Origin of the sequence: Mucilaginibacter tolerans (genome assembly GCF_030519375.1) — a bacterium.
GTDB lineage: Bacteria > Bacteroidota > Bacteroidia > Sphingobacteriales > Sphingobacteriaceae > Mucilaginibacter.
In genome coordinates this window covers 393,982-419,220 of sequence record NZ_JAUMKB010000002.1, presented here as the reverse complement: position 1 = coordinate 419,220, position 25,239 = coordinate 393,982, and the positions used below count along the sequence as shown (strand labels likewise).

Below are 25,239 nucleotides of genomic sequence, written 5' to 3'. Positions count from 1 at the left end.
TTTAAATTTATTAAGGGGATACCTGTTAATAAGCGTTTTTGTCTCCCGTGGCAGACTTCCAGAAGGTAAGTGCAATGATTTTCAAATCGAGCATGAAGGTCCAGTTTTCAAGATACCATACATCAGCCTCAACACGCTCAAGCATCGCTTCAGTTGTCTTTGTTTCGCCACGCAGGCCGTTGATCTGTGCCCATCCGGTTATTCCTGGTTTCATAAAATGACGGACCATAAACTGATCTATCAATTGCGCATATTGCTCTGTATGACTTAGCATGTGCGGGCGCGGACCTACAATTGACATATTACCGATCAATACATTAAAGAATTGCGGAAGCTCATCAATGCTGGTTTTACGCATAAAGGCGCCAAGTTTGGTTATCCGGGCGTCACCTTTGGTTGCCTGAACGTGCTCAGCTTTATTGTCCTTTTTCATGCTTCTGAATTTATAGCATGTAAAAGCATGATTGTCACGTCCCGAACGCATCTGTTTGAAAAATACAGGACCTTTTGATCCTAATTTTATAAGGATCGCTATTATTGGAAACAACCAGGAGAAAAGGAAAATTATTACCGTCAAAGAGAACACGATATCGAAAGCACGCTTAACAATTCTGTTAACAATGTTTTCCAAAGGTTCAGCTCTTACGGTCAGTATAGGAATATTTCCTAGATTTTGCAGGTAAGATGTATTTTTAAAATATTCGTGATACTCAGGTACAATCTTAAATCTGATCAGATTCTTGTCCGAGTCGGACATCAAACGCTCGATAGTTTTATGTTCAGAGTATGGCAGAGCACAAAAGATTTCTTCAACATTATTTTTAAGAACATAATCCATGCATAAACTGGTATTACCCAAATAAAGGTGTTTGGGGTTAACCCGCGATGGTTCGTCATCAAAAAATCCCAACAGATTATAACCCTTTAATATTTTGTTGTTGAATTGATTGTAAAGTTCATTACCGGCCCGGCTGGCACCAACAATAATTGCATTGCGCGAGTTATTCATCAATACCTTATCACTCTTTCTTATAGCGAAAAATATCACTTTCCATATCCCCAGAAATATTCCGAACAGCGACATGGAGTAAAATAAATATTCTCTGGTGATAAAGTATGATTTAGTACCCATCATAGCCAATATGATGAAACATATCAGGCCAAGGTATAACAAATACGTTCTGGCTACATTATGATAGACCTTAAGGTCAATGTCTGAAACATTGTTATATAAACTGGTGATGTTGGAAGAGAGCAGCCATAAAAGGTTAAACACCAAAACCGCCGGAAGGTAGCTTTTATCATTTATCCAGGAGAGTATAGTGTGATTATTCCAACTGTAAACAAGGATTAATGATATGTTCAGCAACAAATAATCTAATGTTATATTAATGACATTATGAAATTGTTTGTACCTGTGTACCATAGTTCAATAGGATTGATATTTACTATTATGCAATAACTATGCATTAAAATAAATTTTGCTACTTCTTATATATTTTTTTCAAAAAAATTCTCCTTTTATTTACATATACAAAGGAAAATCCCCATATGCGATAACTAAACGCATAAATATTTAACTAATAAATTGTTGGTTAATTTTCTAAGAAGAAAAAATACGTTCTCGTCCGGGAAAAAAAATCCCCATTTGAGTAAAACTTTATACAAGCATTTTTATGCTCCAAAAAGTATTTGCTGTTGTGAAAATATTGTACTTAATACAAAACAGTTGTTTGCAATTAAGGCCATTGTTGGTCATCGGAAATTAGGTTAGTTAATATGATTTTAATATTACGATCAATAAGATTGGTGACCTAGTACGTATTTAATGAATTAAAAGTTAGCACTTTCCGGAAATAAACAATAGGGGCAAGAAATATCTCGTCTGATCACTTTTTTCTTTATGTAAAAGTTAAAATTGTTCTAACTATAGCTTTATTATTATTACCTATTGATCAGCATTATTAACTTTCTGCCTTGGTTTGCGGCCCTTTGGTATGCTTTTTCGTAATTGGCAAATACTATTTAACGCGCTGATTTAATTTGTAATTGAAACATTCATCTAATGTAAGTCGTTAAATGTCGATTGTAAAAATAGTTTACCAGGTGAAACTTTTTCTACAAAAAATAGTTGTTCTTTGTCGAATGTGAACGGGATAGAGCAGGAGTTGATTTAAGTTAGAAATATAAAACAATTTGTCGGATTAATAATTGTTTTACCAGGCATAAATCAGGTTGGCTGTTAGTCATTAAAAGATAATTTTGATAGTGCGTTATCAAAAAAATATGTACGGAAGTCTGCTATTTATTTGAAATGGCTAAATGAATTAATTTGTTAAAAATACGGGTGTAACAACCTGTGAAAATTAATTATTTATTAAAAATAAAACTTATATTACTATCGCTAAATCTGTATACGCACAATAGTTACAAGAACTCATGTACAACATCTAAAGCAACCCTACTATGAACTTCAAATCAACTTTATTCGCCTTGTTTGCACTTGTTGCAGTACTCTGTAGCTCGTGCTCCAGTTATCAAAACGTTCCTTATTTCCAGGATCTAAATCAAAACAGCATCACCAAAGAGGATATTAACAACTTTTCTCCGCTGATCATACAGCCTGGTGATATTCTGGCTATCAGTGTTACCAGTCCGTCTGAAGGAGCCAATCTGTTTGGTTACAATCTTAACAGAATAAGTGGAACCGGCACTACCGGTGATACAACAACTCCTGAGAATGCTGTTATAGGGTATATGGTTGATTTAAACGGTAATATTAATCTGCCATACCTTGGCCAAATTAAGGTAGCTGGCTTAAACACAACTAATTTAACTGATCAGTTGCAGGCGTCTCTTTCAAACTACCTGAAAAAGCCGATCGTTAATATTCGCATTACTAATTTTAAGATATCGGTATTGGGCGATGTAGCGAAACCGGACGTGTTTACAATCCAGAACGAAAGAGTTACTATACCTGAAGCTTTGAGTATGGCGGGCGACCTTAATATTACGGCAGTTCGCCAAATATTTTTAGTTAGGGAAATCAACGGAAAACGTGAATACATTCCAATTGATTTGAATTCGAAGAAATTATTTGATTCACCATACTATTATCTAAAAAATCACGATGTATTGGTTGTAACGCCAAACCGTTCTAAAATATCAAATAATAATACAGCAGGCTTCCAGAGAGTTAGTCTAATCATTTCAGCACTTTCTGTAGTAGCTTTAGTACTAGTTTACCGTAAAAATCTATAATAAAATCAATGGCTGTTACCACAAACGACAATAGGCTTACAACGATAACATTACCAGTTTCGCAAAATCAAACAACGGATTTTGCGAAGGTTTTCAAAAAGTATGTTTTTCATTGGCCTATATTTTTTCTATCCTTAATAATATTTATAGGAGGGGCATTCTTTTATTTAAAATATGCAAAGCCTATTTATCCTATAAATGCAACTATCGAATTTAAAGACAGTAAATCTCAAGACATAAGACAACAGGATAAAGACAACATTAATCAACTCGATCAGATTAGTACCCCGGTGGTTTTCGAAAACGAGGTTGAGGTATTGAAGTCCAAAAAGATCATGCTCCAGGTTGTAAATAGCATGAACCTATGGGTAGGATACTCGAAAAAAGAGGGAATGGTTTCAACCGATCTGTACAAAAATTCTCCGGTAAAATTTCAGTTTATAAAAATGCCTGTCAAAATAGATGATAAAGGCATAAAGCTGGACATTACAATTAATAACTCACAAGGATTTACGGTAGAAGATAAAGATGGTAAGCAGAGTCAGTTTAAGTACGGCCAATATATACAAAGTGACTTTGGGCTATGGAAATTAGATGCCACATCATACCTTGATGCTTTTGTTGGATCGAAAATAAGCATAACAGTTGGAGACCCATCAAACGTTGCCGACAGTTTTGTAAGTGGTCTAAAATCTACATTGGACGATAAAGAGGTACCCTTTGTTAACTTGTCTCTATCTGACGTTGTTCCGCAACGGGGGGTGGATATTCTAAATGCAGTGATTAACACTTATTTGAAAGCTGCAGTTGATGAAAAGAACAGGAAAACGGAAGCAACTATTCGGTTTATTAATAAGCGTATTGATTCAATAGGGAAAGACCTGCACATGAGTGAAGCCCAGATACAGAGCTATGCAAGCTCTCAGGGCCTAACAGGTAACATTGATGCACAATCTCAGACTTATGTTCAAGATGCCCAGACAAGTCAGAAAGCGCTTGATGATATTAATTTGCAGATAAGAATTATTAATAGCATTGAGAATTATGTTAACTCGCCGGGTGCAAATAAGCAACCATCAACTGTGGGGTTGCAGGATGCGAGCCTGAACTCAATGTTGGATAAGCTTACAGATGCAGAACTGAAGAAGCAGAATCTGCTGGCCAATAACCCACCCGATAACCCGGTATTTGAGCCTATTAATAACGAGATTAGTACGCTTCAAGCTAATATAAAAGAGAAAATTCGTAATGACAAGGAAACCCTGATGCTTACGAGAGGACAATTGCAATCAAACAACTCAAGGGCTGAAGGCCAGATCAGAAGCGTCCCCGGGCAACAGACCCAGTTGACAGGGATGCAGAGGGATAAAGATGTTGAAGCAAAATTGTATTCTTTCTTATTGGAGCAACGTGAGGCGCTTTCTTTAAAATACGCTTCGACCGTAACGGATGCCAAAGTTGTGGATTATGCACATGCCGGCGATTCAAAATGGCCAAAGTCATCAATAGTATATGCACTGGCACTTTTTGCAGGCATGCTTATTCCGATAGGTGTTATTTATACCCGAAATAGCTTCGATGATAAAATTACTCACCGCCGGCAAATTGAACAAGAAGTAGACATTCCTATCCTTGGAGAACTTTCTTTCCAGGAATCATCAACTCCGATTGTCATAACCAAAGAACGCGGCAGTTTTGCAATTGGTGAGCAATTTAGGGCGTTGCGTTCAAAACTATACCAGGTACTTAGTACTAATGAAGGGGGCAAAGTGTGTGTGGTTACTTCCAGCACATCGGGTGAAGGTAAAAGCTTTGTAAGCGCAAACCTTTCCGTTACGCTGGCATACGCCGCACGAAAGACTATTATCCTGGAAATGGACCTTAGAAAACCTAAAATAGCATCGATTTTTGAATTGCCTGATGAACATTTGGGTATAAGCGATTACCTGGAAAGCGATCATTTGACAATCGACAGCCTTATTCGCCCATCAGGTATTCCTGGATTGGATGTGATGAGCGCCGGTACGATTCAGGAAAACCCTTCAGAGTTGTTGGAAAAAGTCAATCTGGATAATCTGATCGACATTCTTCGCAAGCAATATGAATTTGTTATTATCGATAGCCCGCCAATACACCTGGTTACTGACGCCCTGATTATTGCTAGGGTAACTGATGCGGCCTTATATGTAATAAGGCAAGGCTACACTCTCAAAGAAGAGCTTGACTTCATAAATGAAGTGAAAAATGAGAATAGGTTCCCTAAATTAAATCTCATTTTTAACGGTATAAAAAGAGAAAAGTATGGGTACGGCTATAACTATAATAATAGCTATTACAATACCTACACAAGCCGTCCCAAAAATACATTCGGCCGCGCAATGAGAGGCTTTTTAAGCAGATTTTAGAGATTGTCGCCTCATTTAGGATAAAGGTTTGGTTTATATATGGAGAAGGTAACGCGTTATTTATTCTATTTTATTCTTACTGCGATTTTTGTCAATGTTTTTGCACTTATATTAGGTCAGCTAAGCATGCATGGTGAGGACTCTGCTGCCGATTCAGGAACCTTTTATATTAAAATATCCTTTTTATTTAACATTCTTGTCACGTTTTGCAGCATTTATTGTTTTGTAGCTTACCACAGGAATTTCCCATTTATAATCAACGCATGTTATGTTTTGATGGTTGCCCTGGTATTTATTGCTTCATTCAACGATCTATCAACATTTGCATCAACGCCCACCCTGTTTTACTCACCAAAAGGATTGGGAACCTGGATAAACTTCGGATTATTATACTTTGCTGCCGAAACGACGTATACTGAACGGTTATTTAAGTTTTTTAAATATGTATGTACCTTTTTGTTCGTTTTTAACCTTGTAAGAATAGGCTTATTGGGCTCTGTTTCAGACAGGTCGGCAGCACTAAATGCCATAAGGGATACTACTGTCACATTACTTTGGATATACCCTTTTTACTTTTTGGACGATGACGATAAAACTAATTTCACAAAACTGATCAAATACGGCTCAATCGCTGCTCTGGCATTTTTTGCCTTTGCTATTGCATCCAGAAGTTACCTCGTGATCATGGCGGTCATTATGTTTATTAAGCTAAGAAGGGACTTGAAAGAGGGCAGGAGCTATTTTTTACTAGCTATGATGGGGTTTTTGGTAACATTTGCGGCCTATTATGTTGTTTCTAATCTTGATAAATTTGGAACCTTAAAGGATTTGAGTACGGTATTTACCGGTCGAATGGGTGAAGATAGCCGAAGCAGCCAGATAAAGGAATTTTTAGACCAATTTGATACAAGAAAACTGTTTAAAGGCGTCGGCCCTTCTGCAACCTGGAATTGGTCGGGCGATAGAAAAGCTCCTTACGAGTGGTTGGATAATCAGTATCTTTTAGCTATCTGGTGGTTTGGTTTACAAACCTGTATTGTATACTTTTTTTATCTTGTTTACAGCCTTTTCAGAAAGAATCCTTTAAAAATATTAAGGGTCACAAATGCAAAAGTTACAATCTTCTTTTGGATATTAGCGTGTGGAGGTTTCGCTATATATGTAACTTTTTCTTCCGGTGCGTTTTATTACTTCATCACTCTTCTGATTGGTTTTGTAAATGTCAATGTAAGGCAGGTAACATATTATCAACTTGTAACTGAACCAACTACTGATCAGAATGCGTATAATGCATTAAGTTAAATACTTGTCGATTAAAAAATAAAAATGTTATTAACCAGGTCTATATTTTGGAGATACGAAAAACTAATAAAATTTTGGGGTAAAAGAAACTACTTACGAGCTTATATTTGGACTGTGAAAGTGGGCAAGGGAGCAGAATTTTATGGGACAACACGTTTCTTCAAATCAAAAAATAGCCAGATAGAGATAGGTGAAAATTGCATTTTCAACTCAGCTGTCGGGAGTAACTGGATAGGCATTGACAGGCCCTGTATGATTTCGACGCAAGGTGATGGTGCGAAAGTAATAATTGGCGACGGTTGTGGTTTTAGCGGTACGGTAATTGGAGCATTCAAACTGATCAAATTGGGGAAAAATGTTCGATGCGGTGCAAATACTCTTATAACTGATTCCGACTGGCACCTGGACGATCCAAGAACCAGCGAACCGGCTGAGGTGATAATAGAAGATAATGTTTGGCTGGGTGTAAATTGTGTTGTTTTAAAAGGAGTTACTATTGGTGAGAACTCACTCATTGGTGCTAATAGTTTGGTAACTAAAAGTATTCCTGCTAATGTAGTAGCTGCAGGTAATCCCTGTAAGGTTATAAAGCCTATTAATAAGCCAAACGAATAAAATCATGTGATCTTGTGCCTGTTTGGGGTTATAATGACTGGCTAAAAACTCAAAGTTTTAATATTTTTTTAAGTTTTTTAGACCCTGATTTGATTAATAATGAACATTACTATTATATTGAACGAAGCCTATCCGCATGGAATGGCTGCTACGAACAGAATTCATTTATATGCCAGGCGGTTTAAGGAACGTGGTCATAATGTTGAAGTTATCGTACCAAGGCCAACAGAACGCCATAAAACCAAAGCGCTGAATTTTGAGAAACAAGGGGAGTACGAGGGAATTAAATTCAGGTACCCGGTAAACCCCATCAGAAGCCAATCTTTTGTAAAACGGCGCTTTAACGACTTTATCTCATTCTTCAATACTTTGGGTTATATAGCCACAAAAAAACGTAATACAGATATCTTGCTTCTAGTAGATAACAGGTGGTATATGATTCTTACTTATAAGTTGTTTAGTCTGATTGACAGGTGCAAATTTGTTCTCGAGATAAGTGAATTTCCCTTTGTATTTGCAATAGAGCGAAGTTTCTTTAGAAAGATATATATTAATCTATACATTAAACACTTGTTTAAAGTATTTGACGGGTTAATCGTTATATCTGATAGCTTATATGACTATTTTGTTGACAAAATAAACAAGAGAGCTAAACAAATTATTGTTCCGATTATTACTAACACAAATAACTTTAAACATACTCAGAATAATAGTGGCGAGATTGTTTATACCGGAGCACTTAACCAGTTTAAAGATGGAATAATGGACCTGCTACAGGGGTACACTATTTTTACTAAAAAGAACCCAGGCAAGAAATTGGTTTTGATGGGTGATTTGAATGTGTCGCCTAATAAAGAAGATGTGATCAAATTCATCGATAAAAATAAAATGCAGGATAGTATCGAAATTACCGGATATGTAGACAGACCTGTAATGATAGAAAGAATGACAAATGCCGCAGTTTTAGCTTTGGCCAAGCCTAATAACCTGCAGTCAGAACACTGTTTTCCGACTAAGATTGCTGAATATTTGTCGACTGGTAAACCAGTATTAACAACATCTACGGGATCTATCCCACAATATCTGACAGATAGAAAAGATTCCTTCTTAACTGAACCGAATGATCCGGATCGTCTGGCCCAGACACTGTCTGATATTTTTGCTGATTATGGTAAAGCCGAAATAGTTGGACAAAACGGACGCAAACTGGCTCAAATTGAATTTGATTATACAACTCAAGTCGACCGTATTATTACCTTCTTTGATGAGTTAATGGAAAAGGAAAAACAAGCAGCCCCCAAAATTACAAACACAATTTAATAATTAAGAAGTACAAAATCTGCGAATGGAAAATTTACAAAGCCAAAACCCTTTAAACATATTAATGGTGAATTGGGTCTGGTTTCAGGTAGGGGGCGACTGGACCTACGTTGACAATGTAAGAAAGCTTTATCAAGGCAAAGGGCATAATGTGATCCCTTTCGCAATGAAATCGGATAAAGACTTTGAAAGTTATGGTTATGATAAATACTTTGTCGACTTCATCGACTATAAAAAATTAAATGCCAATAAAAGCATAGTGGGTGGTGTTAAGGCCCTTGGGAAAAGTATTTACTCTAAGCAAGCCAAAATAAATATGGAGCGGCTGCTATCGGAAACCAAAATCGATATTGCACACTTACACAACATCAACCATTATATTACGCCGAGCATATTGCCTGTACTTAAAAAGCATCAGGTGCCGGTTGTTTGGACGCTGCATGATTATACATTAATATGCCCTGAGAACTCCTTTATATCACATGGCAGCATTTGCGAAAAATGTAAGGGGGGCTACTTCATTCAATGTGGTATCAATAAATGTAAGAAGAACTCATACATGGCAAGTTCATTGGCCGGTTTGGAAAACTATGTGCACCGGTACATGAATCTGTTTAAGCATGTGGATTACTTCCTGTGTCCCTCTGAGTTTTTATATAAGAAATTTTACGACTTCAATTTTTTCAGAGATAAATTGAGGCTGACTAATTTGTGCTTTAATTTTAACCGGGAGGCACTGGCTGCACAAGAGAAAAATGACAGCGAGAAATATATTTTATATGTAGGTCGTCTGGAGAAAATAAAAGGTGTATCTACATTATTTAAAGCGATCAGCGGACTAGATATCCCGCTTAAAATAGTGGGAGGAGGGAACCTGCTTCCGGAATTCCAGGCACATATTAAAGAGAATAATATAACCAACGTACAATTGTTAGGTCATAAAACCCTGCCAGAGGTTTATAACCTGATCACCAATGCGCAGTTTACGGTTTGCCCGTCAGAGTGGTATGAAAATTATCCGTTTTCTGTGATTGAGGCGATGTCATTTAAGAAAGCAATTGTTGGTGCGCGGATAGGTGGTATTCCGGAACTTATACATGATGGTGAGACTGGTTTGCTGTTTGAATCATTCAATGCTGATGATCTGCGCGAAAAGATCATCAAGCTGTGGAATGATGACAATATGAACAAGGAGTTTGGTGAAAATGCATATAAATTTATCTCGAACCAGGTGAGCTATGAGCGTCATTATGGTATATTGAAGGATATCTACAGTAATTTAAATGTTGCACTCTAAGTAATACCCTGATGAAAATAATGGTAATGGGCACCCGCGGTATACCGCATATCCCGGGTGGAGTGGAAACACATTGCGAACACCTTTACCCGAGAATGATAAAAGGCGGAGCAAATTCTATTACTGTTATATGCCGTAGCAACTATGTCATCGATAAGAGCCTGAGAGAATATCACGGCATTAAATTAAAGAATATCTATTCGCCTAAAAGTAAGTCGTTTGAGGCAATTGTTCATAGTACCTTAGCAGTGCTACACGCCGCGGCTAAACGTCCCGACGTTTTACATATTCATGCCATTGGTCCCAATTTGGTTGCAGGTTTAGCGCGATTACTCGGCCTGAAAGTAGTAATGACCCACCACGGGCCCGATTATAAGAGGATGAAATGGAATGGTATCGCCAAGTTCTTTCTTAAGACCGGTGAGCTGATGGGCGTGAAGTTCTCTAAGAAGGTGATTGTGATATCGCAGGAGATTAAAGATCATGTCGCTGCTACTTATGGGCGAAATGATTGCGTGCTCATTCCAAATGGCGTTGATAGGCCCATGATCAACGATAACACGGATTATATCGAGTCACTCGATCTTATAAAAGGTCAGTATATTTTTACACTTGGCAGATTTGTTCCTGAAAAGGGTTTTGACTATATGATACGTGCTTATGCAAAATCGGCTATATCAAAAAAATATAAATTGGTTATTGCAGGTGATGCCGATCATGAATCAGAATATTCTTTGGAACTAAAGGCATTGGCCCGTAAAAACAATATAGTTCTAACAGGTTTCATCAAAGGCGAAAAGCTGCAGCAGCTTTTTTCTCATGCTGCACTATTTATTATTCCATCATTTTATGAAGGTTTGCCGATAGCCTTGTTAGAGGCAATGAGTTACAGGCTGCCTATTTTGTCGAGCAACATACCTGCAAATACACAGGTAAATCTTCCTGGAGAGAATTATTTTGAAGTAGGAAACGAAACTTCTTTATTAAGTCACCTGGATAACATCAGCTTTACAGAAAACCAACGCATTGATTATGATATGAGACGATATGACTGGAACCTGATTGCTGATGAAACGCTTGAGGTCTATAAAAGCATTTTATAATGCATAAAAAAGCCTTTAAGATTATTCTTAAAGACTTTTTTGTTCTATACAATGTAAGATGTTATTCGAACTGATTTTTGATGGCGTAGCCATACTCTTTCAATAGCTTTTCTTTTCTGAAATGATCAACGTCTGCTTGAACCATTTCACTTACCAGCATTTGCAGGTCGTATTTTGGCTCCCAGCCTAATTTGGTTTTAGATTTAGTAGGGTCGCCAATTAACAGATCAACTTCTGTAGGACGGAAATATTTAGGATCAACAGCTACCACTTCTTTGCCAATTTCAACCTGGTAATCGGGGTTAGCGCATGAAACAACATAGCCTTTTTCATTAACACCTTCACCACGGAATTCAACTTCGATGCCTAACTCTTTGAATGACATCCTTACGAACTCACGTACACGTGTGGTTACACCGGTCGCAATAACATAGTCTTCTGGTGTTTCCTGTTGGAGTATCAGGTACATGGCCTCAACGTAATCTTTGGCATGGCCCCAGTCGCGTTGTGCATCCAGGTTACCCAGGAACAATGTATTTTGAAGGTTAAGAGCGATCTTCGACACCGCGCGTGTGATCTTACGGGTTACGAAAGTTTCGCCGCGTAGCGGACTTTCGTGGTTAAACAGAATACCATTACAAGCATAAATACCATAAGCTTCACGATAGTTTACCGTAATCCAATAAGCATACAATTTGGCAACAGCATAAGGCGAACGTGGATAAAATGGTGTAGTTTCTGATTGCGGCACGGCCTGAACCAAACCATACAATTCAGAGGTCGAGGCTTGATATATTTTGGTTTTCTTTTCCAGACCCAATATGCGGATAGCTTCCAGTAAACGTAAAGTACCAATGCCATCAGCATTAGCAGTATATTCGGGGGTGTCGAAACTAACCTTTACGTGCGACATAGCGCCAAGATTGTATATCTCATCGGGCTGAACCTGTTGTATAATTCTGATCAGGTTAGTTGAGTCTGACAAATCGCCATAATGTAGCGTGAATTTTATATTAGCGTCATGAGGATCCTGATAGAGATGGTCGATACGATCGGTATTAAACAATGAGCTTCTTCTTTTTATGCCATGTACCTCATAGCCTTTTTTTAATAAGAGTTCCGCCAGATAGGCACCATCCTGACCGGTAATTCCTGTGATTAATGCTTTTTTCATTAGTAATTGTTATTCTAAGTCTGATGTTAATATCCTGATCTATTTCAGGGAGTTATTCAAGTTTTTTAAACGGAAAATTGACCCTTTTTGTTCTGCTGGCTCAAAATAAACTTCTATTTTATAGTGCTATAAAATGTATTAAGAGTTCTTGCCAACGAAAAATGTAGCTATGAACAAAATAATCAGCGCAGCCAGAATAATATAATGACTTTGCGGAATATGATAGTTTTTGTCCTCGATTTTAAATGTTACGTTGAAAAGAGTAATACTTATTATCGGAAACCAAAGGAAGTTTCTAAATAATTGAACTTTTTTCATTTTGCAGATGTGCTTTTTATAGCGACAATGTTTTCCGCCACTAAGATATTCATTTTATTGATTGGGAGTGACCGCAAATGCCAAAAATTTAATCGGAACCAGATGGTTTACCTAAAAAAATACGCCATGCTGATCCGATAAATATAATTTGTTAAAAAAACACTTATTTATTTGGTTAATATTTAATCTTTTGCAAGGTTTGTGGCAGGCACAATTGTTAAACCATCTAAGTTTTGAAAGTAATACACAGCGTCCATCCAGATGACTTTAAAACCTACCAGACTGCACTGATAAGGGAAAGGTTTTTGATTGATGATCTGATCGAGTCAGACCAAATTAACTGCATTTATACGCATTATGACCGGATGATTATAGGAGCAGCTAAGCCTGTAACTAAGTCTTTGGAACTTAAAACCTATCCTAATCTCCGTTCAAAATATTTTCTTGAACGACGCGAGATAGGTATTATTAATATAGCTGGCGATGGTGAAGTTTTAGCGGACGGACAAACTTTTACTGTAAATAAGCTGGATTGTATTTACATAGGTAAAGGTACCGAATATGTTACTTTCAGCAGTAAAGATCCGGCAAATCCTGCCTTATTCTACCTGCTATCTGCTCCGGCTCATGCTTTTCACCCCACATCAATAATGACCAATGCAGAAGCGGCAAAAGTGAATGCGGGTGATGCATCGACAGCTAATAGGCGGACAATCAATAAGTACATCCACATGGATGGCATAAAGAGCTGTCAACTGGTAATGGGGCTAACTATACTACAGGAGGGGAGTGTGTGGAACACCATGCCCGCCCACACTCATGACCGCCGAATGGAGGTCTATTTTTATTTCGATCTGCCTGCCGGACAAAAAGTATTTCATTACATGGGGCAAGGAGATGAAACAAGGCATATAACAGTGAATAATAATGAGGCGATAGTTTCTCCGCCATGGAGTATACATTCGGGTAGTGGAACTGCTAGCTATAGCTTTATTTGGGGCATGGCCGGCGAAAATTTGGATTACACAGATATGGATATTATTAATATCCCTGACATAAAATAACTATAAATCAATGAACGATAAATTTTCTTTAGAAGGCAAAGTAATTGTGGTAACCGGCGGTACCGGTATCCTGGGTAACTCATTTGTAAATGGAATTGCTGACGCGGGCGGAGCCGTTATAATACTGGGCCGTAATGAGGCGACGGCTAATGAAAGGGCGGATGCTATCAATAAAAGAGGCGGGAAAGCCCTGGCTGTTGTTGCGGATGTGTTGAATCAGGGTGATCTGGTTGCCGCCAGGGACAAAATATTAAATGCTTTTGGCAGGATTGACGGATTAGTGAATGGGGCCGGAGGGAATATGCCTCAAGGAGTGCTGCAGCCGGATGAAGATCTTTTTAAAATGAACCTGGATGGCATGAAGCAGGTGCTGGACCTGAACCTTTGGGGAACACTACTGCCCACCCAGATATTTGGTGAAGCAATCGCCAAAACGGGCAAAGGAAGTATTGTGAATATATCATCCATGAACTCGAAAAGAGCAGTAACTAAGGTGCTCGGTTATAATATGGGTAAAGCAGCTATGGATTGCTACAACCAGTGGTTTGCCGTTGAATTAGCCAACCGTTATGGTGATGCTATCCGTATGAATGCACTTGCGCCAGGCTTTTTCCTGACTGAACAAAACAGAAACCTATTAACCAAACCAGAAGGTGGTTATACCCCAAGAGGGGAGGCCGTGATCAGAAATACGCCGTTCAAACGTTTCGGACATCCGGATGAATTGATAGGCGCGTTGGTTTGGCTGTTAAGCGACGCTTCAGCATTCGTTACAGGCTCTATGGTCTGTGTGGATGGCGGGTTCTCAGTTTTTAGCGGAGTGTGATTTTTAAAGAGAGGTAACCGCGACTTTTATGCGTTAAAGCTTCGTATTCCAGATAGGTTTGATATCAATTATTGGTGTTTGATCAAGTACCTCAAGGCCGTCAATTTTAATTTCATTATTTGCTATTGAAGTAACTTTTACAGAATGAATGCCGATAGGATTGGGCCTGTCTGGTGAACGGGTTGAAAATATACCTGTAAGTGGTGCATCAGGATTATTTCTCGGTCTGGTTTCTAATACTGTTCTGTCGCCCATATGTAGCCATGTGAGCAATTATATTTCATCCCCGGGCTTTATATCTCTGATGCCGCCTGTAAATTCAGGATAAATTATTATTGACGCTTCCGGCGCGTTTTCATCAGCCTGCCGCGGACAATCGTCTATATTTTTTAGCGCTGAGTTAACTATACCTATGTATTGTAATGTGGGGTTCATAAGAAGCATATTATTTTCTGAAGAATTCGCCAAAGTGCCAAAGTATACCGGATGGGTCGTGCACAAAACATTCTTTCCCCCAGTAGTCCACCCGAACGGGGGTCAGCCTGATATTTTCATATTTTGAGGGTAGATTAAGAGCTAAAAGCTCTTGATAATACCTGTCGGCATCATCAACCTCTAAAAAGATCATCGTGTTGTCGACCCAATCTTTTATATAAGCATTTTGCAAATAGAACCCCACGTCGTTGATTTTGAAAAGAGACATGGCAGGAGAAATGACAACCTCTTCAAACCCCATATCGCGATAAAAGCTTCTTGAAAGATCGAAATCTTTTGCCCCAATAAAAGGGCGGATTGATTTAGCCTGATGTTTCATTGTTTAGAATTTCGTAATGTAGAAAGTAAACACTTTGCTCTACTAATGTAGCATTTTGCAGTCTAAGTTATAATATCTCCACATAGCCATCTGTTCCATTTAACCGGATTCTTTGTCCGTCCTTGATCAGTTTAGTGGCATTCTCTACACCGACAATTGCCGGTAAGCCATATTCCCGGGATATAACTGCTCCATGCGTCATCATTCCGCCTACTTCTGTAATAAGACCTTTTATGGAAACAAACAATGGTGTCCAGCTTGGGTCCGTAAAAGTGGTGACTAATATATCTCCGCCTTCAATAACAGCGTCTTCCATATTTAGGATAACACGGGCACGGCCTTCTACAACACCCGAAGAAACTGCCAGGCCCACAATTGCATCGTTTGGTAAATCTTCCCGTTTATACTTACCTGCAATAATTTCACCATCAGAAGTTATGACCCTCGGCGGTGTTAGTCTTTCATTAAGTTTGTGTTCTTCTTTACGTTTGCTGATCAGTTGCGGATCCAGTCTTTGTGTTCGCACAACTTCACGAAATTCTTCAAAGCTAAGATAGTACACATCCTCTTTTTCACGAATGACCTTGGCTTGACGGAGTTTTTCAGCTTCTTTCAATAAAGCCTGTTTATAAACAAAGGATCGGCTAACAATGGCATACTTTGGATATTCGCGATACCCGACAAAATTCCGGAGCAGGTTGATCATTTGTTTTGTTTCCTGTATTTTTTGCTCGCCATCGGGCAAACGGCTCAGCCGGTCCAATAATTCTTGTTCTTTTTTTAAGGCGTGCTGTCGTCCCTGTTCAAGTTTTTGTTTCCCGGCATTCGGCTCGAAATTTTTGACGTTATTGAGGATCATAGGGATAAGGGTAGCCGGTTTTTCGCTCCAGCGCGCTTTGGTAATATCAATCTCTCCGGTACAGCGCATTCCGTATTTGTTAAGATAGCCGCTAATGGCATTTCGTGCTTCCCGTCCACCGTTCAGTTTAGTTAGTTCATCGAGGAAGTTATCATCCTTCACCTGCCTTAGATATTCAATGAGCTCCGGATAAGGGCGAATCACGTCTGCTACATCCAGTAATTCCAGGCCCATTTCCGAAGTAATATTGTTGGGAGCAGATTGAGAAAGTATGTCAGCCACGTTCTTCTCGCCCAACCACTCCTTCATGTTTTCGTTGATCCATGCAGAAGCATCTACTGCAGCCACAATCGCGCTCAAATTTTGAGCGCTAAATAAATTCCTCCTTAATTGCCCATCTTCAAGGATAAAGTCAAATAGATCTGTCCCCGTTTTAGTTTGGATGTTTTGCTTTAATTCCGCTATCACAGTTTCACTTTGTTTGATTAGTTCAGCGGCCACGGCAGGATCGTTTTCGATCTGGGCCAGGATATCTGCGGACGATTTACCTTTGCTGCTTTTAATAACCGGCGATTCTTCTTTATCACTCAAGGATTTCGTAAAATCTTCACGTTCTGTTATGACCATGAGCGCGTCCTTTATCAATGGATCATGTTCGCCCATGACATCAATTATCGTTTTTCTGCTGACAGGGGAGACCAACATAGGGCCTACATCGACAAACAGCCTGCCGCCAGCTTTAAACATTGGTCGGGCGGCTGTTAACTGCCATAAAGACAAGCCCAATGGTTTCATTGCATCGGTCATCATTTGCTGATGACCGACAGATACATAGACATGGTTTTCCTGATCGTTTGCTTCGGGAATAGGGTATAAGGTCGTGATTGGCCTGCTCTGGACGATATAAAATGCACTATCAGCCAGGCACCATTCGATATCCTGCGGGTAACCGAAATGCGCTTCGATCCGTCTCCCTATTTGCGCCAGCTCTAAAATTTCTTCGTTAGTAAGTGTTTGAATATTTTGCTGATCTCGAGCAAGGTGTTGCGTTCCTGTTCCGCCTTCTTTTAGACCAAAGATAGCCAGCTTTTTTGCCGCTATCATCTTATCGACAATTTCTCCGCCCTGTACTTTATAGTTATCAGCAGACACCAGACCGGAAACCAGCGCGTCGCCAAGTCCGAAGCCTGCATCGATGGATAATACTTTCCTGTTAGAAGTAACCGGATCAGCAGTAAATAAAATCCCTGAAACCTGCGGGAAAACCATCTTTTGAACAATAACAGATAAATAAACCTGCCGGTGATCAAATCCGTTTTGCATCCGGTAGGTTACCGCTCGATCCGTAAAAAGAGAAGCCCAGCATTTACTGATATGCTTCAGAATTTCTTCCTTTCCGATAATGTTTAAGTAGGTGTCGTGCTGCCCCGCAAAGGATGCTGCCGGCAGGTCTTCAGCCGTAGCACTCGAGCGCACAGCAAAGGCATCTTTTTCATCAAACTTTGTGAGATAGCCAGTCACCTCCTCCGCTATGCGCTCTGCAATAGCTGCTCTTTCAATGAGCGCTCGGATCTTCGCGCTGATCTCACTTATTTCTTTCCGATTATCTGCTTTTAAAACATTCAATTGATCCAGAAGTGAGTTAATGTCCTCGTTACCCTCAATAATTTGTTTATACACTTCCGTAGTGATGCAAAAACCATCAGGCACCTGGATCCCTTCAATTTTGGATAGTTCTCCAAGGTTGGCGCCTTTTCCCCCGGCGAGTGCCAGCTTTGTTTTATCTATTTTCTGAAAACCGAGTACGTTGGAACTCATATATTTATTCAACTTTGGTTACTTGTTATTGATATTATTTGTTGTTTCATCCATTATTTCAATTGCTTTTGAAAAATAGGTCTCAAGAATTTTGAGTTCCTTTTCTGGAAATGAAGCAATCAATTTTTCTGAATTGTTTCGGAATTCTTTATAAAGAGGTTGTAAAAGCGCCATTATTTTTTCAGTGTCGGGTACAATGAAAACTTTGCGTCTGTCGTCTTCAGCAAATTGTCTTTTAACCAGTTTTTTCTTTTCAAACCGGTCTATTAAACCTGTAACTGCGCCTGTCGTCAATCCGGTCAAATTGGCAAGCTCGCCGGCTGTCATTTGTCCTTTTTGTAATAGGAAACCCAGGTATTTATGGTCGGTGCCTGAAAACCCAGCCTTCCTGGCAACAGCCTCATGCATCTGGATAGAGGTGTAGGCATATTGCTGGCTTAGCCTTCTTATTTTCGTGATTAGCTCGTTGCTCATATCTTATTAAATAAGTATCTTAGTTGCAAAGATAAATTTCACTGACAATAAATCCAAACAAATAGTATATTCAGCTCAAATTTTTTAACCATGAAACCCTTATTACATTTTTTTGTCCTTGGCACTCTTATCTGTCTGCAGGGCTGCAGCGGCTGTATTAAAAAAAGCGGAGGCTCAACTCAAACTTCAAAATCAGGTAAATCAAAATTTCCTGTTCCGGATGCTACTACGAACCTGATTATTAAAGATGAAAAAGATCTCACAGGCTATTGGGCCGGTATTTTCGGTCCTGATAAAGCCGATAGTCTTGAAGAAGATGGAGATTACGAGAGCGGATATAATAAAATAAACATTTCGCTTGATCATATTGATGGCGACCAGGTAGAAGGTCACATCGTAATTCAAGGAAAGCTCCGTCCGTTTAAATGCAACATGATCAAATCAGGGTCTAAGTACAGGTTCTCTTTTAAAGGTGTTTCTGACGAAAAATCAACCGGAACATACACGGTGAGTATTGCCAAAGGAGATAGCTTGCTTACAGGTCACTGGAGTGGCGGAGACAAAGTTCCTTCCCACGATTTTGCTTTAACAAAAAAGCTTTTCAACTATAATCCGGACTGGAAGCTGGAAGAGAGTAGTTATATTGATTGGAGTAAATCAAAAAAGATAAATATAAAGCCTGATAGTGGAGAAACTTATACGGATGCGCGCTATGCTACAACATCAGCTGAGGTACAGAAATATAATCCTTCAACCGATGTACTGACTACGAAGTACCTTGCCAACCTAAAAAAAGCCGACCTTTTAATACTTCGCAATTCTATTTTTGCACGGCATGGCTACACCTTTAAAAAGTCGCGTTTGAGCTGGTATTTCAGTGAACAGTCGTGGTATGTGCCTATCAGTAATGACGTTACTGCAGAACTCACCCCAATAGAAAAGCAAAACCTGAAGATGATGGCCCCTTACGAAAAATATGCCCAGGAATTCTATGATGCTTTCGGGCGATGATCGGTTATGCAGCTAAGTAAAAAACATTATTTGTTAACTGCTGGCAATGCGCTATGGTATGCCTGCCTGATGTTCTTTTCCTACCTGATGCTGCTCATCACACTTCAGTATATCCCCGTGCGTACTGATGTGGCCTTTCTGCAGATAAAGGGAGATGTAACAGGCATGCTGCACTATCGCGTGGCCTTTTTTGCACATGTATATACAGGGATGTTTGTATTGCTGTCTGGTATGTTGCAATTTCCTGCTTTTATAAGACAGCGATTCCCGACCATTCACAAATGGAGCGGGCGGATATATACCGGCGGCATTATTTTACTTGCCGGGCCATCTGGTCTGATCATGGGTTATTACGGAAATGGAGGGTTGGTCAGTCAAACTGCTTTTTGCATTTTGGCAGTTTTGTGGATAGCCTTTACCTGGAAAGGCGTTGCAGCTATATGGGCAGGCGATGTAAGAGTACACAAAATATGGATGTACCGTAGCTACGCCTTGACGCTTTCGGCACTGAGCCTAAGAGCTTGGAAATGGCTGCTGGTTTTATTATTTGCGCCCGGTCCTATGGATGTTTATCATGTCGTATCATGGTTGGGCTGGACAGGTAATTTACTGATGGCCGAGGTGATTATCCGGGCCAGGGGAAATAAGCTATAAGGTCTTCAATACAGGCCGCTTCAGCCATTAGCCCATAATTCATCTATCAACTGCCGATTTGAAACGTGGATTGTTTGGATTGTCTCCGCAGGTGGTCTTTCTTTGATAAAACATAAATTGTAAGGGTATTGTTACTTTTAATTAAAAGAAAGATTTATGACGAAAAACAAACTATTAAGAATGGACAATGTGGGGATTGTTGTTGAATCCCTCGATAAAACGGTTGCATTTTTTCAGGAGATTGGCTTGAAGCTGGAGGGCAGGGCTATGGTAGAAGGTGAATGGGCGGGACGTGTTACCGGTCTTGGCGATCAAAGCTTGGAAATTGCAATGTTGGTCACTCCCGATGGCCACAGTCGATTGGAGCTTTCTCAATTTATCAGGCCCGCAGTTGTTTCCGATCACCGCACTGCCCCGGTGAATGCACTAGGTTACCTGCGCGTAATGTTTACCGTTGAAAACATTGATGAGATGGTGGCAAGGCTCCAAGAAAAACATGGTGCACAAATGGTTGGGGGAATTGTCCAGTATCAAAATTCTTACCGGCTTTGCTACCTGCGCGCAGCCGACGGGCTGCTCATCGGTCTGGCCCAGCAACTGATTTGAGTGCAAAATAAGAAAAGCCATATAAATAGGCTTTATCTGGCTTAATTTTATGACATTGGACTTGGTACCATGTAAAGGGCCGCTTTTTTCTTTGGTTAAATTTGCCCGCTATAATTTGGGGTCAAATTCCACTATCCATTCAATACCATACTTGTCTCTGAACATGCCGGCGTAGGTACCCCAGGGACCGTCGCCAATGGGGCCTTCAATCTCTCCGCCTACCGATAGACCGTTAAATATTTGGTCGGCCTCCTCTTTACTTTCGGCACTAACAACTATTTTAGACCGGTTTTCGTTTTCGTTTACCCGTCCCATAAATTCGGGAACATCGTTGGCTATCAATACGTTGTGATTGCCAATAGGTAACGAAATGTACATAAGTTTGTTTGCCTCAGATTCTGCTACCGAAAATTCAGCGCTTGCTAAATCTTTAAAACGGATGATCTTTGTAAACTCGCCGCCAAAAACTGATTTGTAAAAAGTGAATGCTTCTTCAGCATTTCCATTGAAGTTGATCCAGGGATTGATTGCTCTCATAACTTTATTTTTAAGTTTCTATTTTTCTTCTTGTAATTTCTGCGATAAAGTGGTTAACAGATCTTCCAGGTTTTTTAAGGTCATGGTGAAGCCTATTTTGAAGCCCTCCAATAATTTTTCCAACCGCTCAAACGATTCGTTAAAAATGGTGATACTCACTTTTGTTCTGCCATTTTGTTCGCTGAAATTATAATCCCATTCAGAACCCGGCAGTTCACGATTTTCGTCTTTATCTGCAAACGCATTGTACATCTTAAAATTGGTTTTCGGGGTAATGGATGTAAATTCCTGCACTGCCCAACGTTCCTGTCCGTCGGGGCCTATCATCGCGTAAAATCGCCGCCCGCCTACTTCAAAATTCATATACTTGGTTTTGGCGCGCATAGGTGCAGGTGCCCCCCATTGGTCCAGTAGTTCGGCTTTAGTAAAGGCATCCCATACCAAAGATAGCCCGGCATTAAACTCCCTGGTTATATAAACCGTTTTCGCGGTTTTGTCGACGTTAAAATCAAATAGCAAATCGTTGTTCATTATTTTTGTTCTTTAATTGTTGTTAATAATTGGTCAAGTTGGTTAAATTGAGTTTCCCAGTTTTGCCTGAATTGGGCTAACCAATGGTCAAACTCCTGCATTTTTTTAGCATTGAAGTGATAATAAATCTCCCTGCCGCTATGCTCAGGTTTAATCAATTCGCATTCGTGCAATACTTTAATATGTTTTGATACCGCTTGGCGGGTCATATCAAATTTTTCCGCCATTGCATTTGGTGTTAATGCCTGGATAGCGATTAGCGTTAAAATAGCCCTGCGTGTTGGGTCTGATATGGCCTGGAATATATCTTGTTTCATTCTTGATTATTAATTGCGCAACCCGTGGGTTGCAAATATATATGCAGCTTTTGAGTTGCGCAAATATATTTGTATTTTTTTGATGAGGCATTGTGACGGGAAGTTTAGTGGTAATTGTGGTATTCATTATAATAACTAACTCCGTTCTAAGACAATATTTATATCATAATCATTATTAAACAAAAAAGCCTGCAAATCAATAATTTGCAGGCTTTCGCAGTGTTCTAAAATCTCACCGGGCGGAGAGAGAGGGATTCGAACCCCCGGTACCTGTTACAGTACACCTGATTTCGAATCAGGCACATTGAACCGCTCTGACATCTCTCCGGGTTAAATGGGTTTCAAAAGTAAATAAAATCTCGCTGAGTATTGATCAAGTTTTTATATAAAGCCTCAGTTTCCAATCCTCCCTTAGAGCTACGGCGCATAAATGATAATATTGTCCATTTACTGTGCTGAATTCTCCATTTTATTTCTCATTTATTTTCCGAAAATTGTGTAACCAATTAGCAAACTATGGGAATGATGTGTAATGATTCTTACACAATTCTGCATACATAATAATTAATTTTCTGCAATTAAAACCAATTTATAGACCATAGAAGTACCCAATGCGTTTAGCTGTCATTTGTGTAGCGATTTTTTTTATTGCAGCGATCATAAGTCTCAATGCTTGTCATAACACATCCGAAAGCTCTGTCGCTGCTGAGGAAATACCTGATGTAGTTAGTTATAACTTTAATATCAGACCCATATTATCCGATAAATGCTTTAAATGCCATGGTCCTGATGCCAATAAACGTCAGGCTAATCTGAGACTTGATATCCCCGAAAGTGCTTACGCTGCATTAAAAGACGAACCTGATAAACATGCGCTTGTTCCGGGCGATCCGGGAGCCTCGGAGCTTTACCGCAGGATAACTACTTCGGACTCAAGCGAGATGATGCCGTCAGCAAAATCAAATCTGAAGCCTTTGACGCCCTATGAAGTAAAGCTGGTTAAAAAATGGATAAAGCAAGGCGCCAAATACGAGAAACATTGGGCGTTTGTGCCACCGAAATTACCAAAGGTTCCTGAGGTGGAAGATAAATCGTGGCCTAAAAACACTATCGATTATTTTGTATTGCACAAACAGGAGCAGAAAGGTTTTAAGCCAAATTCTGAGGCAGATAAAGAGAGATTGCTAAAACGCTTGTGCTTCGACCTCAATGGTCTGCCGCCTGATGTAGCTTTGATGGATCGCTTCCTGGCCGATAAAAGACCAGATGCCTATGAACGAATGGTGGATGAATTGATGGCACGTCCGCAATATGGTGAGAAAATGGCGCTTCGGTGGATGGACATTGCCCGATATGCTGATTCTCATGGCTACCAGGATGATAACTACCGCACACAGTGGCCGTGGCGCGATTGGGTGATTCATGCTTACAACGAGAACCTTTCTTATAAAGATTTCATTACGTGGCAGTTGGCAGGCGATCTGATTCCAAATCATACTAAAGAGCAATTATTAGCCACGGGGTTTAATCGCAATCATAAGATAACAGAAGAGGGCGGCGTGATTGATGAAGAATATCGCATAAACTATGTAACTGATCGAACAAATACATTCGGCAAAGCTTTAATGGGCGTAACATTGGAATGTGCACATTGCCACGATCATAAATTTGATCCATTCTCGCAAAGGGAATACTACCAGATATTTTCATTTTTCAATAGTGTAAAAGAACCCGGTTTACAGTCTACAGTTGGCGGTCCGGAAACTTATGCGAAAAGGCCGATGATGCAGATTAGCAATGATGATGTTAAAGGCGTATTGAAATTTGTAAACAAGATGGACACGGGTAAACTTATCGTCTCGGTAATGGGGGATAGCGAAGCTTACAGAAAAACCTACATTCTGAAACGTGGCAACTATGACTCACATGGGGACGAGGTGCTTCCGGGCACTCCGAAAGCTGTTTTATCATTTAATAACGCGTATCCAAAAAATAGGCTCGGTTTGGCGGATTGGGTTTTCGACGATAAAAATCCATTAACTGCAAGGGTTTATGTCAATCAGATTTGGGAGGAATTCTTTGGTAGGGGAATTGTAAAAACATTGGGTGATTTCGGTATGCAGGGCGAGTTACCCTCGAATCCAGAATTGTTGGACTGGCTTGCTGTCGATTTCAAAACTCATGGTTGGGACATGAAGCGCTTAGTAAAACAAATTGTGATGTCGGCTACTTACAAGCAGTCAGCAGTTGTAACTCCTGATAAATTGAAAAACGATCCGGATAACATTTTACTGTCTCGAGGTCCACGTAGCCGCTTGCCTGCTGAGTTTATCAGGGATATGGTTTTGGCAAGCAGTGGTTTACTGAACAAGGCGATAGGAGGGCCGAGTTTAAACCCATACCAACCAGCGGGGCTGTGGGAAAATACCACATCAGGACGTGGGCAATTGGCAAGTTACCGGCAAGTGCATGGTCCGAATTTGTACCGCCGCGGGATGTATACTTTGATAAAGCGCACATCGCCGCCTGTTGAAATGGCCATTTTTGATGCCAGCAACCGCGATCAATGTGAAGTACAACGCTTGCGCACCAATACCCCGCTTCAGGCATTGGAAATGATGAACGACCCAACTATGCTGGAATCTGCCAGGGTATTGGCGCAAAAGATGTTGCAGGATAACAGTCAGCCGAAGGATAAAATATATACCGCGTTCAGAAGAATCATTTGCCGTAAACCAACGGATAAGGAGATGAGTATTTTAACCTCCTATTACCAGGATCAGCTGAAATCAATCAACAAAAAAGACGCGGATAAATTATTGGCAGTAGGGGAATACCCAATGCCTGCCAATATGGATAAAATTAAGCTGGCTGCGATGATGAAAGTGATCGATACGATATATAACTTAGAGGAAGCCATTACTAAAACCTGA

General features: G+C 39.8%; 23 protein-coding genes and 1 tRNA gene. 13 read left to right on the top strand and 11 right to left on the bottom strand.

The annotated features are described in order from the left end of the window. Window positions 1-25: 25 nt before the first annotated feature. On the bottom strand, window positions 26-1,426 hold the full coding sequence (locus Q3A68_RS04480) for an undecaprenyl-phosphate glucose phosphotransferase (protein ID WP_302899851.1): 1,401 nt from the start codon (window positions 1,424-1,426) through the stop codon (window positions 26-28). A gap of 1,040 nt (window positions 1,427-2,466) precedes the next feature. On the opposite strand from Q3A68_RS04480, the gene Q3A68_RS04475 reads away from it, so the two are divergent. The 7 genes from Q3A68_RS04475 (at window position 2,467) to Q3A68_RS04445 (ending at window position 11,303) form a co-directional block, all read left to right on the top strand. Beyond that, window positions 2,467-3,261: a polysaccharide biosynthesis/export family protein gene (locus Q3A68_RS04475; protein WP_302899850.1), complete on the top strand. Its 795-nt coding sequence runs from the start codon at window positions 2,467-2,469 to the stop codon at window positions 3,259-3,261. Between the two features lie 8 nt (window positions 3,262-3,269). Continuing rightward, window positions 3,270-5,666 (top strand): GumC family protein, encoded by a 2,397-nt coding sequence (locus Q3A68_RS04470; protein ID WP_302899849.1) that lies wholly within the window; start codon window positions 3,270-3,272, stop codon window positions 5,664-5,666. Window positions 5,667-5,705: 39 nt separating this feature from the next. Continuing rightward, on the top strand, window positions 5,706-6,968 hold the full coding sequence (locus Q3A68_RS04465; protein ID WP_302899848.1) for a hypothetical protein: 1,263 nt from the start codon (window positions 5,706-5,708) through the stop codon (window positions 6,966-6,968). Between the two features lie 114 nt (window positions 6,969-7,082). Beyond that, a complete protein-coding gene (locus Q3A68_RS04460) occupies window positions 7,083-7,583 on the top strand; it encodes an acyltransferase (RefSeq protein WP_302899847.1) in 501 nt (166 codons plus the stop codon). Between the two features lie 99 nt (window positions 7,584-7,682). Then, a complete protein-coding gene (locus tag Q3A68_RS04455; RefSeq protein WP_302899846.1) occupies window positions 7,683-8,903 on the top strand; it encodes a glycosyltransferase in 1,221 nt (406 codons plus the stop codon). A 25-nt stretch (window positions 8,904-8,928) separates the two neighbouring features. Further along, a complete protein-coding gene (locus Q3A68_RS04450; RefSeq protein ID WP_302899845.1) occupies window positions 8,929-10,200 on the top strand; it encodes a glycosyltransferase family 4 protein in 1,272 nt (423 codons plus the stop codon). A gap of 11 nt (window positions 10,201-10,211) precedes the next feature. After that, window positions 10,212-11,303: a glycosyltransferase family 4 protein gene (locus tag Q3A68_RS04445; RefSeq protein WP_302899844.1), complete on the top strand. Its 1,092-nt coding sequence runs from the start codon at window positions 10,212-10,214 to the stop codon at window positions 11,301-11,303. A gap of 61 nt (window positions 11,304-11,364) precedes the next feature. Here the strand turns inward: Q3A68_RS04445 and gmd are convergent, their stop codons facing one another. Beyond that, window positions 11,365-12,477 (bottom strand): GDP-mannose 4,6-dehydratase, encoded by a 1,113-nt coding sequence (gene gmd / locus Q3A68_RS04440; RefSeq protein WP_302899843.1) that lies wholly within the window; start codon window positions 12,475-12,477, stop codon window positions 11,365-11,367. 551 nt (window positions 12,478-13,028) lie between these two features. Between gmd and kduI the strand changes: the two genes are divergently transcribed. Both kduI and Q3A68_RS04430 read left to right on the top strand, forming a co-directional pair. Continuing rightward, complete coding sequence (gene kduI / locus Q3A68_RS04435; protein ID WP_302899842.1) at window positions 13,029-13,859, top strand: 5-dehydro-4-deoxy-D-glucuronate isomerase; 831 nt, start codon at window positions 13,029-13,031, stop codon at window positions 13,857-13,859. A 10-nt stretch (window positions 13,860-13,869) separates the two neighbouring features. Beyond that, window positions 13,870-14,685 (top strand): SDR family oxidoreductase, encoded by an 816-nt coding sequence (locus tag Q3A68_RS04430; protein ID WP_302899841.1) that lies wholly within the window; start codon window positions 13,870-13,872, stop codon window positions 14,683-14,685. Between the two features lie 33 nt (window positions 14,686-14,718). On the opposite strand, the gene Q3A68_RS04425 is transcribed toward Q3A68_RS04430, so the two are convergent. From Q3A68_RS04425 to Q3A68_RS04405, 5 genes are all read right to left on the bottom strand, one after another. Next, window positions 14,719-14,958, bottom strand: a complete 240-nt coding sequence (locus tag Q3A68_RS04425) for a TrmO family methyltransferase domain-containing protein (protein ID WP_302899840.1) — start codon at window positions 14,956-14,958, stop codon at window positions 14,719-14,721. Next, complete coding sequence (locus Q3A68_RS04420; protein ID WP_302899839.1) at window positions 14,959-15,120, bottom strand: SAM-dependent methyltransferase; 162 nt, start codon at window positions 15,118-15,120, stop codon at window positions 14,959-14,961. A gap of 10 nt (window positions 15,121-15,130) precedes the next feature. Beyond that, on the bottom strand, window positions 15,131-15,499 hold the full coding sequence (locus Q3A68_RS04415; RefSeq protein ID WP_302899838.1) for a VOC family protein: 369 nt from the start codon (window positions 15,497-15,499) through the stop codon (window positions 15,131-15,133). A 67-nt stretch (window positions 15,500-15,566) separates the two neighbouring features. Further along, window positions 15,567-18,176: a phosphoenolpyruvate synthase gene (ppsA, locus tag Q3A68_RS04410; RefSeq protein WP_302899837.1), complete on the bottom strand. Its 2,610-nt coding sequence runs from the start codon at window positions 18,174-18,176 to the stop codon at window positions 15,567-15,569. Window positions 18,177-18,194: 18 nt separating this feature from the next. Next, window positions 18,195-18,650 carry a MarR family winged helix-turn-helix transcriptional regulator gene (locus tag Q3A68_RS04405; RefSeq protein WP_302899836.1) on the bottom strand — a complete coding sequence of 152 codons (456 nt, stop codon included), beginning with the start codon at window positions 18,648-18,650 and terminating at the stop codon, window positions 18,195-18,197. Between the two features lie 90 nt (window positions 18,651-18,740). Between Q3A68_RS04405 and Q3A68_RS04400 the strand changes: the two genes are divergently transcribed. The 3 genes from Q3A68_RS04400 (at window position 18,741) to Q3A68_RS04390 (ending at window position 20,921) form a co-directional block, all read left to right on the top strand. Then, window positions 18,741-19,661, top strand: a complete 921-nt coding sequence (locus Q3A68_RS04400) for a YARHG domain-containing protein (protein WP_302899835.1) — start codon at window positions 18,741-18,743, stop codon at window positions 19,659-19,661. Between the two features lie 6 nt (window positions 19,662-19,667). Beyond that, a complete protein-coding gene (locus Q3A68_RS04395) occupies window positions 19,668-20,315 on the top strand; it encodes a DUF2306 domain-containing protein (protein WP_302899834.1) in 648 nt (215 codons plus the stop codon). Between the two features lie 156 nt (window positions 20,316-20,471). After that, on the top strand, window positions 20,472-20,921 hold the full coding sequence (locus Q3A68_RS04390; protein ID WP_302899833.1) for a VOC family protein: 450 nt from the start codon (window positions 20,472-20,474) through the stop codon (window positions 20,919-20,921). A 108-nt stretch (window positions 20,922-21,029) separates the two neighbouring features. Here Q3A68_RS04390 and Q3A68_RS04385 read toward each other — a convergent pair whose 3' ends face one another. The 4 genes from Q3A68_RS04385 to Q3A68_RS04370 all read right to left on the bottom strand — a co-directional run bounded on the left by Q3A68_RS04385 (window position 21,030) and on the right by Q3A68_RS04370 (window position 22,633). Then, a complete protein-coding gene (locus Q3A68_RS04385) occupies window positions 21,030-21,458 on the bottom strand; it encodes a VOC family protein (RefSeq protein WP_302899832.1) in 429 nt (142 codons plus the stop codon). Window positions 21,459-21,476: 18 nt separating this feature from the next. Beyond that, on the bottom strand, window positions 21,477-21,989 hold the full coding sequence (locus Q3A68_RS04380; RefSeq protein ID WP_302899831.1) for an SRPBCC family protein: 513 nt from the start codon (window positions 21,987-21,989) through the stop codon (window positions 21,477-21,479). Then, window positions 21,989-22,306, bottom strand: coding sequence for an ArsR/SmtB family transcription factor (locus Q3A68_RS04375; protein ID WP_089778544.1), 318 nt, complete (start codon window positions 22,304-22,306; stop codon window positions 21,989-21,991). The genes Q3A68_RS04380 and Q3A68_RS04375 overlap by 1 nt, the downstream gene beginning before the upstream one ends. A 240-nt stretch (window positions 22,307-22,546) precedes the next feature. Further along, window positions 22,547-22,633: transfer RNA gene (locus tag Q3A68_RS04370), tRNA-Ser, on the bottom strand. A 284-nt stretch (window positions 22,634-22,917) separates the two neighbouring features. Here Q3A68_RS04370 and Q3A68_RS04365 point away from each other — a divergent pair. Continuing rightward, complete coding sequence (locus tag Q3A68_RS04365) at window positions 22,918-25,239, top strand: PSD1 and planctomycete cytochrome C domain-containing protein (protein ID WP_302899830.1); 2,322 nt, start codon at window positions 22,918-22,920, stop codon at window positions 25,237-25,239.